This is a genomic window from Nocardia sp. NPDC058666, assembly GCF_042714895.1.
Lineage (GTDB): Bacteria > Actinomycetota > Actinomycetes > Mycobacteriales > Mycobacteriaceae > Nocardia.
The window spans coordinates 1,316,378-1,331,597 of the sequence record NZ_JBHXRY010000001.1; the positions used below are offsets into that span (position 1 = coordinate 1,316,378).

The following is a 15,220-nucleotide window of genomic DNA, read 5'->3' on the forward strand; positions in this document are numbered from 1 at the left end:
AGAGGTCGAAGAAACCATGCCAGTACAGCCGTCCGGTGGAATCGGGTGACGAAGCCTAAGTTGACCGAGTCCAGTACCGAACCCGCTGACGACGTCTCCACCGACGGTGGAGTGCGCCGCACCGTGCTCCCCGGCGGCCTGCGCGTGGTCACCGAACACGTGCCCGGCGTGCGCTCCGCCTCCATCGGCGTGTGGGTCGGCGTCGGTTCGCGCGACGAAGGCCCCACCGTCGCGGGCGCCGCGCACTTCCTCGAACACCTGCTGTTCAAGGCGACCCCCACCCGCACCGCACTGGATATCGCACAGTCCATGGACGCGGTCGGCGGCGAACTCAACGCGTTCACCGCCAAAGAGCAGACCTGCTACTACGCCCACGTCATCGACGAGGACCTGCCACTGGCGGTCGACCTGGTCTCCGACGTGGTGCTCAACGGCCTGTGCCGCGCGGTCGACGTCGACGTGGAACGGCAGGTGGTCCTGGAAGAGATCGCCATGCGCGACGACGACCCCGAAGACCTGGTCGCGGACTCCTTCCTCACCGCCATGTTCGGCGACCACCCCATCGGCCGCCCGGTGATCGGCAGCGTCGAATCCATCGAGGACATGCAGGCCGCCCAGCTGCGCGGCTTCCACCAGCGCCGCTACCGGCCCGAACGCATGGTCGTGGCGGTGGCGGGCAATGTCGAACACGAGCGGGTGGTCGAACTGGTGCAGCGCGCGTTCGGACCTCACCTCGACAGTGCCGCCCAACCCGCGCCGCGTCGCGAAGGCAAGTTCCGCGCACAGGGCGCGCCCGGTCTGATCAGGATCAATCGCGACAGCGAACAGACCCACCTCGCCTTCGGTGTGCGCGCGTTCGGCAGGCACGAGGGGCAGCAGCGCTGGCCGCTGTCGATCCTCAACACCATCGTCGGCGGCGGGCTGAGTTCGCGTCTGTTCCAACGCATTCGGGAAGAACGCGGCCTGGCCTACTCGGTGTATTCGAGCGTGGACACCTTCGCCGATACCGGGTCGTTCTCGGTGTCGCTGGGCTGCCAACCCGAAAACCTCGGCCAGGTCACCACTTTGGCGCGCGACGTGCTCGACGAGGTCGCGGCCAACGGGGTCACCGACGCCGAATGTGCCAGGGCCAAGGGATCTTTGCGCGGCGGGCTGGTGCTCGGGCTCGAGGACTCCGCGTCGCGGATGAACCGGATCGGGCGCAGCGAACTCAGCTACGGCAACCATCGCAGCGTGTCGGCCACCCTGGCTCGCATCGACGCCGTCACCACCGAGGAAGTCAGCGCGATCGCCCGCACGCTGCTGTCTCGTCCCTACGGCGCGGCCGTGTCGGGCCCGTATCAGCGCACGCGCGACCTGCCCGCTTCCGTGCGAAAGCTTGTGCAGGGCTGAGTTATTCGGCCGAAAGGCTGGGTTCGGCCCGGTTGGCAGCGTTGACGATCGAGGGGAGCAGGCCGGGAACGGCCTGCTCGATCGCGGCCGTGCGCAGGTTCTGGTAGGTCTGGCCGTCGATGGTCAGACGTTCGATCAGCCCGGCTTCGCGCAGGATCTTGAAGTGATGCGTCGCGGTGGACTTGTTGATCGCGTCGTACAGTGCCGCGCACCGGATCGGGGCGGCCGCGTTGCTCAGGCGGCGGACCATTTCCAAGCGGACCGGGTCGTGCAGGGCGCCCAGAACGACGGGTAACGCCGCCACCGGCGTCGGCAGATCGTTAGCCTGTGTCATGATTCACCTCGCTCAGGGGTTTGATGGGCATCATACTCGGCGTAATCTGGGACACGTTCGATGGTGATCAAACTCTGCTGATGGAGACTGCTGTGGCAGCGACAACGATGCCTGTGGCCGAGGCCGGCCAGCGCTGGGCGTACGGCCTGATCCTGGCCGCGAGCGCCGTGGCGCTGGGGGTGTCGGGTGCGCCCGCTCCGCTGTACGGCATCTATGAAACCCAGTGGCACCTGTCGCCGCTGACCACCACCGTGGTGTTCGCCGTGTACGCCTTCGCCGCGTTGGGCGCGGTGCTGGTGTCGGGTCGGATCTCCGATGTGGTCGGCCGCAAGCCCGTGATGATCGGTGCGTTCGCGACCATGATCGTGGGTCTGGTGGTGTTCCTTCTTGCCGATTCGGTGCCGATGTTGTTGCTGGCCAGGGCATTACACGGGGCCGCGGTCGGCGCCACCGTGGTCGCCGGTGCGGCGGCGCTGCTGGATCTGCGACCCGAGCGTGGCGCGCGGTCCGGGCAGCTGACCGGGGTGGCGTTCAATGTCGGCATCGCGGTCGCGGTGCTCGGTACCGCAGTGCTCGCGCAGTACGCGCCGTCGCCGCTGCGCACACCGTATGTGGTGATCGCGGTGGTGTGTATCGCCGCCGGTGCGGGCATTCTCGCGCTGCGTGAGCCGCACACCGCGCGGGTGAAGGCGCGCATCACCATCGCCCGGCCGTCTGTTCCACACGAGATCAAGGCCGATTTCTGGTTCTCCGCGATCGGGGTGATGGCCGCCTGGTCGGTGCTGGGCGTGCTGCTGTCGCTGTACCCGTCGCTGGCCGCGGCCGAGACCGGCGTGCACAACCTGGTCTTCGGTGGTGTTGTCGTCGCCAGCACGGCGCTGGCCGCGGCGCTGTCGCAGTTGTTCGCCACGCGCGTTCCCGCGCGACGGGCCGCGGTGATCGGTGACCTCGGCATGGCCGTGTCGCTGCTGGCCACCATTCCCGCGCTGGCCACGAAACAGCCCGCGGTGGTGATCGCGGCGGGCGTGATCCTGGGCGCCACCTTCGGGCTCGGTTTCGGTGGATCGCTGCGGCACCTGTCGGAAGTGGTGCCGCCGCATCGCCGCGGCGAGACCATGTCGGCGTTCTACCTGCTGGCCTATTCGGCGCTGGCGTTGCCGACCTTGGTGGCGGGGTGGGCGGCCACCACCTGGGGGCTGACGACGGTGTTCCCGTGGTTCATCGTGATCGTGTCGGTGGCCTGCGTGGTCGCCGCGGTGTTGGGTATGCGCGGGACGCGCGCCGCCGCGAAACTGGCGTAGGTGCAGGCCGGTCCCTTGTTGAGTGGGACCGGCCTGGCTGGTTCTACGTGGGCCAACCGCCGTACGGGACGGTGATCAGTTCCAGGAAGTGGCCGTTGGGGTCGAGGAAATAGACCCCGCGGCCGCCGTCGTGATGGTTGATCTCGTTGACCCCGTGCTGCTGGGGGTCGGCCCAATGGTCCAGTTTGTAGCGCTGGATCTTGGCGTAGGCCGCATCGAACTCCTCCTCGGAGACGAGGAAGGCATAGTGCTGCGGCTGGATCTCGGACGTGTGCGGTGGGACCTTCGCGAAATCGAAGGCCGCGCCGTGGTCGAGGGCGATCGGAATGAACGGCCCCCACTGTTTTCCTACGTCCAACCCGAGGATGTCCGCCCAGAACTCGGCGGTCTCCCGATTATCGTGACATCCGACAATGGTGTGATTGAACTGCACTGACAGGGGATTTCTCCTTGTTCGTGATGGCACCGACCCTGGGCTCGGTACGAGGCGGCCGACAGGAGCACCATCACCGAGATCGAGATTAGCCACAGATCCCGGACCCTGTAAAGGGTGCTCGCGGTACCGTCGCGGCCATGAAGATTCGTGGAGCCGTCCTGGAACGGATCGCCGACCCGGCGCCGTTCGCCGATTCGCAGCCGATCACCGTGTGCGACCTGGAACTGCGCGAACCGGGACCGGGCGAACTGCTGGTGCGGATCGAGGCCGCGGGGCTGTGTCACTCGGATCTGTCTGTGGTGGACGGTAATCGGGTGCGACCGGTGCCGATGCTGCTGGGGCACGAGGCCGCGGGGATCGTGGAATCGGTGGGCTCGCAGGTCACCGATGTGACGCCTGGGCAGCGGGTGGTGATGACGTTCCTGCCGCGCTGTGGCGAGTGTTCGGGCTGCGCGAGCAACGGGCGGACACCGTGTGGGCCGGGCAGTGTGGCCAATAATGCGGGTGAGCTGCTGGGCGGCGGGCGGCGGTTGACCCGTGACGGTGCGGAAATCCAGCATCACCTGGGGGTTTCCGGTTTCGCCACGCACGCGGTAGTGGACCGGCGTTCGGTGGTTCCGGTCGACGATGATGTGCCGCCCGAGGTGGCTGCGGTGCTGGGGTGCGCGGTGCTCACCGGGGGTGGCGCGTTGCTGAATGCGGCGAAACCTGGTGTGGGAGACCGGATCATGGTTGTCGGGCTGGGTGGGGTCGGGATGGCGGCGGTGCTCGTGGCGGTGTCGCTGGGGTTGGGTGAGGTGATCGCGGTCGACACGGTGCCCGAAAAGCTCGCGCTCGCACGTGAATTCGGAGCGACAGCGGCTTTCACTCCCGCTGAAGTCGCGGAACAGAAGGTGGTGGCCGATGTGGTGGTCGAGGCGGCGGGCAATATTCGCGCGTTCGAAACCGCTGTTGCCGCAACGGCTCCCGGCGGTGTCACCGTGACCGTCGGCCTGCCCGCGCCCACCGCCACCGCGACGATCTCCCCGCTGGCCCTGGTCGCGCAGGGCCGCACCATCATCGGCAGCTACCTCGGCTCGGCCGTCCCCGACCGTGACATTCCCGAATACGTGCGGATGTGGCGTGCGCGCAAACTGCCACTGGAACGCCTGGTGTCCGCGCGGATCGGCCTCGACCAGGTGAACCAGGCGATGGACGACCTCGCGGCAGGCGCGGCCCTACGCCAGCTGATCATCTTCAACTAACCGCCGACTCACCCACGCCCCCGGCGTGCCGCATCGCCAGCACGACCTGGACCATTGATCACCACGCTCCTGTGGTGTTCTTTCCGCCGAAATCACACGACCAGAGCGTGGTGATCAACTGACCAGGTCGTGGTGATTCGAGGTCGGGGCGAGGTCGGGGCGGGGGTGGGGGCGGCTGGTCGATAGGCTTTCGGCGAGCAAGTGGAGTCGAGGACGAGGAGATGCGGGTGACCATTCGGGTCGGAGTGCTCGGAGCACACGGCAAGGTCGGGCAGGCGATCTGCGCGGCCGTGGAGGCGGCGCCCGATCTGGAGCTGGTCGCGCAGGTCGACAAGGGTGACGCGCTCGAGACGTTCACCGACACGGGCACCCAAGTGGTCGTCGATTTCACCCACCCCGACGTGGTGATGGGGAACCTGAAGTTCCTCATCGAGAACGGCATCCACGCGGTTGTCGGCACCACCGGCTTCGACGAGGCCCGTTTGGCGCAGGTCAGCGAGCAGCTGGCCCAGCATCCCGAGGTGGGGGTGCTGATCGCGCCGAACTTCGCCATCGGCGCGGTGCTGTCGATGCGGTTCGCCGAACAGGCCGCTCGGTTCTTCGACTCGGTCGAAGTGATCGAACTGCACCACCCGAACAAGGCCGACGCGCCCTCGGGCACCGCCTACCGCACCGCCGCGGTGATCGCCGCGGCCCGTGCCGAAGCGGGGGTGGGGATCAGCCCCGACGCCACGACCGCCGAACTCGAGGGTGCTCGCGGCGCCGACGTCGACGGGGTGCGGGTGCATTCGGTGCGCCTGGCGGGTCTGGTCGCGCATCAGGAAGTGCTGTTCGGCACGCAGGGCGAGACGCTGACCATCCGCCACGACTCGATCGACCGTTCCTCGTTCGCGCCGGGCGTGCTGCTGGGCGTGCGTGAGATCGGCAAACGGCCGGGTCTGACCGTCGGGCTCGACCCGTTCCTGGATCTATGAGCGACTCCGCCGATCAGCGGCCCGACCGTCAGGTCATGAAAACCGTTGCGGTGGTTGCCTTCATGGTCGTGGCGCTGCTGTACTACTTCATCCGACTCGGCGGCCTGGCGATCACCTACATCGTCAACCACGGGTTCGCGGGCCTCGCCCTCGGCATCGGCATGCTGCTGCTGCCCGTGGTCGGCATCTGGATCCTGTGGGCGACTCTCAGCGCGGCGTTCGGCCACCAGCGGCTGGCCAAGCGCATCCACGAGGAAGGGCTCGAGGTCGACACCTCGGAACTACCACGCCGCCCCTCGGGTCGAATCCAACGCGACGCCGCCGACGCCCTGTTCGCCCAGATCAAAACCGAATGGGAAGCCGACCCCGACAACTGGCGCTCCTCCTACCGACTGGCCCGCGCCTACGACTACGCCGGCGACCGAGGCCGCGCCCGCGACACCATGCGCCGCGCGGTGGCCCTGGAAAAACTGGAACGCCAACCCGGAGAGTAGACAGCCATGGCCCGGTTGCTGATCATCCACCACACCCCCTCGCCGCACACCCAGGCGATGTTCGAAGCGGTCCTCGCCGGTGCCAGTGACCCGGAGATCGAAGGGGTCGAAGTGGTGCGTCGGGCAGCGCTGGCGGTCACTGCGGTGGACGTACTCGAAGCCGACGGCTACCTGCTCGGCACCCCGGCCAACCTCGGCTACATGAGCGGCGCCCTCAAACACGCCTTCGACACCATCTACTACCCCTGCCTGGACTCCACGCGCGGGCGGCCCTACGGCCTGTACCTGCACGGGAACGAGGGCACCGAAGGCGCGGAGAGCAGCGTCGAGCGGATCACCACCGGTTTGGGGTGGCAGCGTGCCGCGGCCGCGGTCGTGGTTTCCGGGCCGCCCACCAAGGCTGATCTGGAGCAATGCTGGGAACTGGGTGCCACTGTTGCCGCTGGTCTGATGCACTAGAGCGGCCTCGCCCCGAATTTTGGTGGGCTGACACGCGGGCCCGCCATGCGGTAGAACTCGAGCCTGACGTGTTGCGGGCTGGCCGCGGTGGGTGTTCGAACAGGGAGTTGGTCGGTGAGCGAGTTGCGCGCAGTGCGACGGGTCGGACTGGTGGAGGACCACGAGTCGGTGGCGATCGGGCTGGCGGCCATGCTCGGCCCCGAACCCGACCTGGAGCTGGTGGCGGTGGCGGAGTCCGTGTCAGAACTGCTCGCGCAGACCCGCGACCTTGACCTGGTGGTGCTGGATCTGCGGCTGCCCGACGGGTCGACGCCCGAGGACAATGTGAACGCGCTGCACGAACAGGGCATCGAGGTGCTGGTGTTCACCGGCGCCGACAACGCCTTCCTGGTTCGCTCCGCGGCCAAAGCGGGGGTGCTGGGGGTGCTGCGCAAGTCCGAGAGCGTGGCCACGGTGGTCGCGGCGGTGCGCCGGGCGGCGTCGGGGGAACAGGTGGTGACCACCGACTGGGCCGCCGCCATCGACGGTGATCCGAAACTGTCCGATGTCGGCCTGAGCCCGCGGCAGGAGGAAGTGCTGATGCTGTACGCGTCGGGGGAGAAGGCCTCGCGGGTGGCGCGGCTGACCGGGCTGTCGGAACAGACCGTCAACGACTACCTCGGCCGGATCCGGCAGAAGTACTCCGACGCGGGCCGTCCCGCGCCGACCAAGACCGATCTGTACAAACGGGCCGTCGAGGACGGGTGGCTACCCGTGCCGGAAAGGCAGCAGCGCACGTGACCGACCTCGCGGTCGCGACGGCGCCCGCACCGGAAGCCGACGCCGAACTGTCCCGCGCGGCCACCGATCAGATCCTGCGCAGGCTCGGCGTGGTGACCGGGACCGGCGCGATGATCGTGATGGTGCTGGAACTGCCCGCGGTGCTGGTCCAGCCGTTGGACCTGTCGAGCTGGCCGGAAGTGCATCTGATCGCCGCCTATCTGATGTTCGGGGCGCTGGCGATCGTGTCGGCGCGCGGACCGGTCGAGTCGATCCGGCGCACCGCCGCCGCGGCCGCGGTCTGCTATCTCGCGGCCACCCTGGCCACGCCGCTGGTGTACTCGGTGGTGCACATCGGTTCGTTCGCGTCCTGGCCCTATCGCGGGCTGGCCGTGGGCGTGCTGGCGGCGGGACTGGCGTGGTCGCGGCGCACCGCGGCGGGCTACGGAGCGCTGCTCGCGGTGGGCACCAGTGTGGCCAATGCCCTTGTCGTGCCGGACAGTTCGGTGTGGGCGCTGTTCGGCGACATCACCCGCGGGATCGGTGTGGCCGCGCTGTTCCTGTGGTGCGCGGTGTACGCGCGCGCCGCCGCGGAACGGGTCGACCGGGAAGCGGTGCGGCAACGCGCGCGGGCGGCGGCGGTCGCGGCGACCTCGGCACGCGAACGTGAAGGCGCGCGGTTCGCGGCACTGATCCACGACGCGGTGCTGTCGACCCTGCTGGAAGCCTCACGCGCGCAACAGTCTTCGTCGGTGCTGCGCAATCAGGCCGCGCGCACCCTCGAACAGCTCGAGCTGTCGCGGACCGCGCCCGAGATCGACCACCTCGACGCCGCCGCGACCATCGACTTCCTGCGCGAGGCGGTGCACGACGTGGCACCCGAGGTCGCGGTGCAGGTGTCCTCGCGACAGGCGGCCGATCTGCGACTGCCGCTCGAGGCCGCCCAGGTATTGGGCGCGGCGCTGGCCGAAGCGGTGCGCAACAGCGTGCGGCACGCCGACGTCGCCGGTCATACCGTCCGGCGTGGGGTGTCGGTGACCATCGCGACCGGCGGCATCCGGGTGGTGCTGTCCGACGACGGCGCGGGCTTCGACCCCGCCCGAGTCCCGGTCGACCGGATGGGCATCGCGGGCAGCATCCTGGGCCGCATGCGCGCACTGGCGGGCGGCGCGGCCTTCGTGGAATCGGCTCCCGGCACGGGAACCGTGGTGACGCTGGTGTGGGGGAGCTGATGGTCGACCGTGATCTGCCGTTCGCGATGCGCGACCTGTTCGGGCTCAGCGACGGCACCGCCTGGCTGTTCGTAGTCATCTTCGAAGCCACCATCGTGATGTACCTGCGGGTGAACTTCGACTTCGCGCCGCCGCTGGCCGCGGGCACCGCGCTGCTGCTGATGGCCGCCGCCGCCATGGTGGTGCTGGTGTTCCCGGTGGACCCGCTGCCCTGGCCCGCCACGGCGTTCGTGGCGTGCGCCGGACCTGCGGCGATGGCGCTGACCCTGCCGTGGGTCACCAATCCCTCGGGGTTCTCCCAGCAGCTGTGGACCGCCTATCCCACGTCGTACCTGCTGGCGATGTTGGTGCTGCGCGGGCGGATCGCGTCGGCCTGGTTGGGGGTGGCGACGGCGGCGACCGTGCTGATCACGATGGGGGTGTTCACCTCCTGGCATGCCGAAACCGTGGTGCGCGCGATGACTCCGGTGGCCACGGTCGGCGCGGTGACGGTGTTCATGTCGATCGTGCGCCCGACGCAGGCGTCGCTGCGGGAACTGCGTAGCGACGCCAACCGGCGCGCGGCCACCGAGGCGGCGCTGGCCGCGGCCACCGCCGAACGGGATCGTCAACTGGGCGCGCTGGACCGGGTGGCCGGACCGCTGCTGACCCGCATCGCCGCCGGCATCGAACTCACCGACAGCGAACGCGAACAGTGCCGGTTGCTCGAAGCCGAACTGCGCGACGGGTTGCGCGCACCGCAACTGGTCACCGACCGGCTCAGCGCCGCCGCGCGCGGCGCCCGATCGCGCGGGGTCGAGGTCACGTTGCTCGACGACGGCGGGTTCATCGGCGTGCCGGAATGGGTACGCCACCAAGCGATTTCGGCCGCGGTCGACGAACTCGACATGGCCGCGGCCGGTTCGGTGACCGTGCGGGTGTTGCCGGTGGGCAGGCGCTGGGTGGCCACCGTGCTGGCCGCCGCGCCGACCGGGGATCGCCGCACCGAGATCGACACCGCGGGGCAGGTCAGCGTCTCCACCTGAGGCCCGATTTTCTGTCGTACCCCTGTGTCAGGCTGGGGTCATGCAGCGGATGAATGCGGCGCAGGCCCGGCGAACGGCACTGGCCGCGCAGGGATTCGGTAAGCGACGACCAACCAACCCCGGTCGACGGGCCGTGCTCGACGTGGTCGCCAGAACCCGTCTGCTGCAAATAGATTCGGTCTCGGCGGTGGTGCGCGCGCACTACGCGCCGGTGTTCAGCCGGATCGGACCCTACGATCGCACCCTGCTCGACAACGCCGCCTGGAGCGACAGTGCCAAGGCTAGGCGCGGGCTGGTGGAGTACTGGGCGCACGAGGCCGCGCTGATCCCGGTCTCGGACTGGCCGCTGATGCGCTGGCGCATGACCGAGTACCAGCACGGGCGCTGGGCGGGGATGCGCAAGGTCGTGGACCGAAATCCGACGCTGGGCAAGGACATTCTCGATGTCGTCACCGAGGTCGGCGCCGCGAGTGCGGGGGAGATCGAGAAGCATCTGGAACTGGACAAGCCGCGGGCGAAGGGGACGTGGTGGAACCTCAGCGATACCAAGATGATCTGCGAACAGCTGTTCGCGGCGGGGGAGTTGTCCACCGCGCGCCGGGTCGGTTTCACCCGGCACTACGACCTCACCGAACGGGTCGTTCCCGCTGATGTGCTCGGCCGTGAGGTCAGCGAAGACGATGCGGTGCGCGAGTTGATCCGCCGATCCAGTCGCGCGCTGGGCATCGGCACCGAGGCCGACCTGCGCGACTACTACCGGCTGGCCAAACGGCAGAGCGCGCCCGCGATCGCGGATCTGGTCGACGCGGGCGAACTGTTACCGGTGCAGGTCGACGGCTGGGACGCCCCCGCCTACCTGCACCCGGAGGCGAGCACGCCGCGTCGGATCACCGGGACCGCGCTGCTGTGCCCGTTCGATCCGCTGATCTTCTTCCGTCCGCGCACCCAGCGGGTCTTCGACTTCCACTACCGGATCGAGATCTACACGCCCGAACCCAAGCGGGTGCACGGCTACTACGTGTTCCCGATCCTGCTCGACGGCCAGCTCGTAGGCCGGGTGGATCTGCGCGCCGAACGCGCCACCGGCCGATTACTGGCCCCCGCCGCCTTCGCCGAACCCGGTCACGCCACCGCCGACACCGCGCGTGCATTACGCGAGGCGCTGCGCGACATGGCCGACTGGCTCGAACTCGACGAAGTCGTTATCGGCGACCGTGGAGACCTCGCCCCGCTGCTGTGATCGGGGGAGATCACCAACCCTTACCGCCGTACCCACGCATCTGATCCTTCAACGCGCCACTGACCGCACCCGACAGCCACGAGTTCAACGACTGACCGTTCTGCTGGGCCGCCTCCTCGGCTTTGGACTTCAACTGCTCGACCAGACGCAAGGTCACCCGGCTGATATCGCCGGTCATCTCCTCGAAAGTCGGTGGTTCGTCATCACCGGACGGCGTGTTCTTGCGCACGTCGGCCACCGCGTCGGTGCCCTCGAGTCGCACGTGCACGGTGCGGTCACCGAGTTCGGTACTGATCTCGGCGGCCAGTTCCGACAGCGCCGACAGCAACACCAGGCGCGTGGAACTTTCCACCGCGGCGGCCAGGGCAGCGGCGGTGGCCTGCGTTTTCTCGTCGCCCAGTGCCGCGGCGGCGATCAGTTCCTCGCGCAACCGCGCGGTATGAGCATTGAGATCCATGACATCAGTGTGACGTCATATGTGACATCACGCAAGGCCAAAGCCCGCCACCGGCAGCCGCTTCGGGCGCTAGGGTGTCGGCGCCACACCGGCGACCGGGTAGCCTTTGTGACCATGACGAACGGTGAATCGACGCCAATCCAGCTGCGCGCGTCCGGCACGGTCGGTGTCGCGATGGTGACCCCCTTCAGCGCTGCGGGCAAGCTCGACGTCGATGCCGGTGTCGCACTGGCGGCACACCTGGTCGACCGTGGTGTCGACCTGCTGATCATCTCGGGCACCACCGGTGAGTCCCCGACCACCAGTGAAACAGAGAAGGCCGACCTGCTGCGGGCGGTCGTGGACGGCGTCGGCGACCGCGCCACCGTGGTCGCGGGTGCGGGTACTTACGACACCGCGCACTCGATCGAACTGGCGCGGGCAGCGGAGAACGCGGGCGCACACGGCCTGCTCGTGGTGACCCCGTACTACTCGCGGCCCACGCAGGAAGGCCTGATCGCGCATTTCACCGCGGTCGCCGACGCCACCGCGCTGCCGATCACGCTCTACGACATCCCACCGAGGTCGGTGGTGCCTATCGCCATCGACACGATCCGGCGCCTGGCCGAGCATCCCAACATCGTCGCGGTGAAGGATGCCAAGGGCGATCTCGTCTCCGGAGCCGATCTCATCGCGACCACTGATCTGGATTTCTACTCCGGTGACGACGGACTGAACCTGCCCTGGCTGTCGGTCGGTGCCGTCGGGTTCATCAGCGTCATCGGACATCTCGTTCCGGAACGACTGCGCGAAATCCACCAGGCCTACACCGCTGGTGATGTGGCCAGAGCGCGTGAGATCAACGCGACACTACTGCCGCTGTATGCGGCCATGACCCGCCTGGGAGGTGTGGCGATGTGTAAGGGAGGACTCCGTTTGCTCGGCATCGACGTAGGTGAGCCCCGTTTGCCCCAGCTCATGCCCACCCAGGCTCAACTGGAGGAACTGATGCTCGATCTAGAGGCCGCGGGGGTGTCGGCATGACCGAACCCGTAGCGCGCAAGGCCCGTCGCCGTTCGGCATCGCGTGCGGCAGGCGCGCCCGAACCGACACCCGTGGAAAGTGTGCAAGCCGCGGTGAACAAGGTGGTGCCCCCCAAGGCGGCACCCAAGGACGCACCGGCCATCGACGAACCGATCGCCGTGATCACCGCCGAGGCCAACCTGGCCGGTGCCGCCGAAGTGGGCACCGACCTGCTCAGCGTCGCCGAGGAGCGGGTGACCGAGAAGAAGACCGCGCCGCGCCGCTCGCGCAGCAAGGCGGCCACCACGGCCACCGAGCCCAAGAGCAAGCCGGCCGAAACCAAGAGCAAGCCCGCCGAGCAGTCCCGCGGCGGCGGTCGTGGCAGGCAGCAGGGCGGCGGTCGCGGTCGCGGCTCGCAGCCGGTCGCGCAGCCGCGCGAGAAGGCCGCCCACGACAAGCTGGGCGCACCGCCCAAGCTGCCCAAGAACGGTCTGCGCGTGTTCGCGCTGGGCGGCATCGGCGAAATCGGTCGCAACATGACCGTGTTCGAATACGACGGCAAGCTGCTGATCGTGGACGTCGGCGTGCTGTTCCCCGAGGACCAGCAGCCCGGCGTGGACCTGATCCTGCCCGACTTCGGGCCCATCGAGCACCGGATGGACGACATCGTCGCCGTCGTGCTCACCCACGGCCACGAGGACCACATCGGCGCGCTGCCGTTCCTGTTGCGTCTGCGCCCCGACATCCCGGTGATCGGCGCCAAGTTCACCCTCGCGCTGGTGGCGGCCAAGTGCCGTGAGCACCGCCTGCAGCCCAAGCTGCGCGAGGTCACCGAGGGCGAGACCACCGTGCACGGGCCGTTCGAGCTCGAGTACTTCGCGGTCAACCACTCCATCCCCGACGCGCTGGCCATCGCCATCCGCACCGGTGCCGGCGTGGTGCTGCACACCGGCGACATCAAGCTCGACCAGCTGCCCCTGGACGGCCGTCTCACCGACCTCGCGGGCTTCTCGCGACTGGGTGACGAAGGCGTGGACCTGCTGCTGATCGATTCGACCAACGCCGAGGTTCCCGGCTTCGTCACCCCCGAGCGCGAGATCGGTGGCGTGCTCGACAATGTCATCGGCAAGGCCACCAACCGCGTCATCGTGGCCTCGTTCGCCAGCCACGTGCACCGCATCCAGCAGGTCGTGGACGTGGCGCAGAAGTACAACCGCAAGGTGTGCTTCGTGGGCCGCTCGATGGTCCGCAACATGGAGATCGCGCAGGACCTGGGCTACCTGACCGTGCCCGACAACGTCGTGGTCACCCTCGACCAGGCCGCGAACCTGCCCGGCAACCGCATCGTGCTGGTGTCCACCGGTTCGCAGGGCGAGCCGCTGTCGGCGCTGTCGCGCATGGCGCGTGGCGAGCACCGCCAGATCAACATCCGCGCCGACGACCTGGTCGTGCTGGCGTCGTCGCTGATCCCCGGCAACGAGAACTCCGTGTTCGCCGTGGTCAACGGCCTGGCCCGCCTGGGCGCGACCGTGATCACCCAGCAGAACGCCAAGGTGCACGTGTCCGGCCACGCCTCCGCGGGTGAGCTGCTGTACCTGTACAACGCGCTGCGTCCCACCAACGCCATGCCGGTGCACGGCGAATGGCGCCACCTGCGCGCCAACGCCGCGCTGGCCGTGGCCACCGGTGTGCCCGAGGAGCGGGTCATGCTGGCCGAGGACGGCGTGGTGGTCGACATGGTCGACGGCATCGCCTCCATCGTGGGCCGGGTGCCGGTCGGGCACGTCTACGTCGACGGCCTGTCGGTCGGTGACGTCGGCGAGTCGACCCTGTCGGACCGTCTGGTGCTGGGCGAGGGTGGTTTCATCTCGATCACCATCGTCATCGACTCCACCACCGGCAAGCCGGTCAGCACGCCCGAGATCAACGGGCGCGGCTTCTCCGACGACGCGAAAGCGCTCGACGGCGCCGCCGAACTGGTCGAGGCGGAGCTGCTGCGCCTGGCCGGCGAGGGCATCACCGACGCGCACCGGATCGCGCAGGGTGTGCGCCGCGTGGTCGGTCGCTGGGTCGCCGACGTCTACCGTCGTCGCCCGATGATCGTGCCGACGGTCGTGGCCGTCTAGCTCACCGATAGACACGAAAACCGCCGGGCGACACTGTCGCTCGGCGGTTTTCGTCTGTCATCCGGCGTAATCGACCAATTCGGCTCGCAAAAGCCGGTTCTGCGACTTTCGGGCGTCGAAGTGGTCGATTACGCCGGGTTACTGCTGGCAGGCCGCGGTGTCGAGCTTGGCCGACTTCACGATCGTGCACGTGAACACGTGCGACACGCGCCAGCCGCCTTCGGCCGCCACGAATTCCACCGAGGCGCCCTGCACCGGCTCACCGTCGATGGTGACATCGGCGGGCGCCTTGAGCTTCCCGTCGACCGGGGCTTCCACGGCGGTGATCTTGGCCTTGACCTTGTTGGTCTTGGCCGCCTCGACGAACTTGTCGACCAGGTTCGGGTCGCGGTCGGCGTCCTCGATGAAGGTGGCCTTCTCCTCGGCGGTGAGCTGTCCGGCCAGCGCCTTGTCCAGGCGGGCGTTGAGCTCGTCGACCGTGGGTGCGGGCAGGTTCGGCCGCGGGGTGGTCATCGGGGCGTCACCGTCCTGGGTGCCGTCCACCTTCTTACCGTCCCCGAAACCCGCGCCGGCGGTGGTGGTCGGTGCGGACGCGGACGGCTCGTTGCTGCTGCAGGCGGTGACGCCGAGTGCGGCGACGGCCAGCGTCACAGCGGCCACCGTGTTGAACATGCGGTTGTTCACTGAACTCCCCAAAAGAGATATGGCTTGCGAAATAGAAAGTGCCGCAACGGCACTGGAGCTG

At 68.5% G+C, this 15,220-nt stretch carries 16 protein-coding genes; 12 read left to right on the top strand and 4 right to left on the bottom strand.

The window, feature by feature from the left end:
• Positions 1-60 precede the first annotated feature (60 nt).
• A complete protein-coding gene (locus ACFWVD_RS05990; protein ID WP_379240988.1) occupies positions 61-1,392 on the top strand; it encodes a M16 family metallopeptidase in 1,332 nt (443 codons plus the stop codon).
• Position 1,393: 1 nt separating this feature from the next.
• On the opposite strand, the gene ACFWVD_RS05995 is transcribed toward ACFWVD_RS05990, so the two are convergent.
• The gene (locus ACFWVD_RS05995; RefSeq protein ID WP_379240819.1) at positions 1,394-1,726 is read right to left on the bottom strand and encodes an ArsR/SmtB family transcription factor; all 333 of its coding nucleotides are present in this window, start codon (positions 1,724-1,726) and stop codon (positions 1,394-1,396) included.
• A 107-nt stretch (positions 1,727-1,833) separates the two neighbouring features.
• Between ACFWVD_RS05995 and ACFWVD_RS06000 the strand changes: the two genes are divergently transcribed.
• A complete protein-coding gene (locus tag ACFWVD_RS06000) occupies positions 1,834-3,027 on the top strand; it encodes an MFS transporter (protein WP_379240989.1) in 1,194 nt (397 codons plus the stop codon).
• Positions 3,028-3,070: 43 nt separating this feature from the next.
• On the opposite strand, the gene ACFWVD_RS06005 is transcribed toward ACFWVD_RS06000, so the two are convergent.
• Positions 3,071-3,466 carry a VOC family protein gene (locus ACFWVD_RS06005; protein ID WP_379240990.1) on the bottom strand — a complete coding sequence of 132 codons (396 nt, stop codon included), beginning with the start codon at positions 3,464-3,466 and terminating at the stop codon, positions 3,071-3,073.
• Positions 3,467-3,600: 134 nt separating this feature from the next.
• On the opposite strand from ACFWVD_RS06005, the gene ACFWVD_RS06010 reads away from it, so the two are divergent.
• The 8 genes from ACFWVD_RS06010 (at position 3,601) to ACFWVD_RS06045 (ending at position 10,890) form a co-directional block, all read left to right on the top strand.
• The gene (locus ACFWVD_RS06010) at positions 3,601-4,707 is read left to right on the top strand and encodes an alcohol dehydrogenase catalytic domain-containing protein (RefSeq protein WP_379240820.1); all 1,107 of its coding nucleotides are present in this window, start codon (positions 3,601-3,603) and stop codon (positions 4,705-4,707) included.
• A gap of 227 nt (positions 4,708-4,934) precedes the next feature.
• Positions 4,935-5,681 carry a 4-hydroxy-tetrahydrodipicolinate reductase gene (gene dapB / locus ACFWVD_RS06015; protein WP_379240821.1) on the top strand — a complete coding sequence of 249 codons (747 nt, stop codon included), beginning with the start codon at positions 4,935-4,937 and terminating at the stop codon, positions 5,679-5,681.
• Positions 5,678-6,175, top strand: a complete 498-nt coding sequence (locus tag ACFWVD_RS06020; RefSeq protein WP_379240822.1) for a hypothetical protein — start codon at positions 5,678-5,680, stop codon at positions 6,173-6,175. Before dapB ends, ACFWVD_RS06020 begins: the two co-directional genes overlap by 4 nt.
• A gap of 6 nt (positions 6,176-6,181) precedes the next feature.
• Entirely contained in the window at positions 6,182-6,634 is a 453-nt protein-coding gene (locus tag ACFWVD_RS06025; RefSeq protein ID WP_379240823.1) for a flavodoxin family protein, read from the top strand.
• A gap of 114 nt (positions 6,635-6,748) precedes the next feature.
• Positions 6,749-7,414 (top strand): response regulator, encoded by a 666-nt coding sequence (locus tag ACFWVD_RS06030; protein WP_379240824.1) that lies wholly within the window; start codon positions 6,749-6,751, stop codon positions 7,412-7,414.
• Complete coding sequence (locus tag ACFWVD_RS06035) at positions 7,411-8,625, top strand: sensor histidine kinase (RefSeq protein WP_379240825.1); 1,215 nt, start codon at positions 7,411-7,413, stop codon at positions 8,623-8,625. The genes ACFWVD_RS06030 and ACFWVD_RS06035 overlap by 4 nt, the downstream gene beginning before the upstream one ends.
• Positions 8,625-9,650: a hypothetical protein gene (locus ACFWVD_RS06040; RefSeq protein WP_379240826.1), complete on the top strand. Its 1,026-nt coding sequence runs from the start codon at positions 8,625-8,627 to the stop codon at positions 9,648-9,650. The genes ACFWVD_RS06035 and ACFWVD_RS06040 overlap by 1 nt, the downstream gene beginning before the upstream one ends.
• A gap of 40 nt (positions 9,651-9,690) precedes the next feature.
• Positions 9,691-10,890, top strand: coding sequence for a winged helix-turn-helix domain-containing protein (locus ACFWVD_RS06045; protein ID WP_379240827.1), 1,200 nt, complete (start codon positions 9,691-9,693; stop codon positions 10,888-10,890).
• 10 nt (positions 10,891-10,900) lie between these two features.
• Here the strand turns inward: ACFWVD_RS06045 and ACFWVD_RS06050 are convergent, their stop codons facing one another.
• On the bottom strand, positions 10,901-11,347 hold the full coding sequence (locus ACFWVD_RS06050; protein ID WP_379240828.1) for a hypothetical protein: 447 nt from the start codon (positions 11,345-11,347) through the stop codon (positions 10,901-10,903).
• Positions 11,348-11,461: 114 nt separating this feature from the next.
• Between ACFWVD_RS06050 and dapA the strand changes: the two genes are divergently transcribed.
• Positions 11,462-12,370 carry a 4-hydroxy-tetrahydrodipicolinate synthase gene (gene dapA, locus ACFWVD_RS06055; protein ID WP_379240829.1) on the top strand — a complete coding sequence of 303 codons (909 nt, stop codon included), beginning with the start codon at positions 11,462-11,464 and terminating at the stop codon, positions 12,368-12,370.
• Complete coding sequence (locus ACFWVD_RS06060; RefSeq protein WP_379240830.1) at positions 12,367-14,475, top strand: ribonuclease J; 2,109 nt, start codon at positions 12,367-12,369, stop codon at positions 14,473-14,475. Before dapA ends, ACFWVD_RS06060 begins: the two co-directional genes overlap by 4 nt.
• A 138-nt stretch (positions 14,476-14,613) precedes the next feature.
• Here the strand turns inward: ACFWVD_RS06060 and ACFWVD_RS06065 are convergent, their stop codons facing one another.
• Entirely contained in the window at positions 14,614-15,159 is a 546-nt protein-coding gene (locus ACFWVD_RS06065; RefSeq protein WP_379240831.1) for a hypothetical protein, read from the bottom strand.
• Positions 15,160-15,220 lie beyond the last annotated feature (61 nt).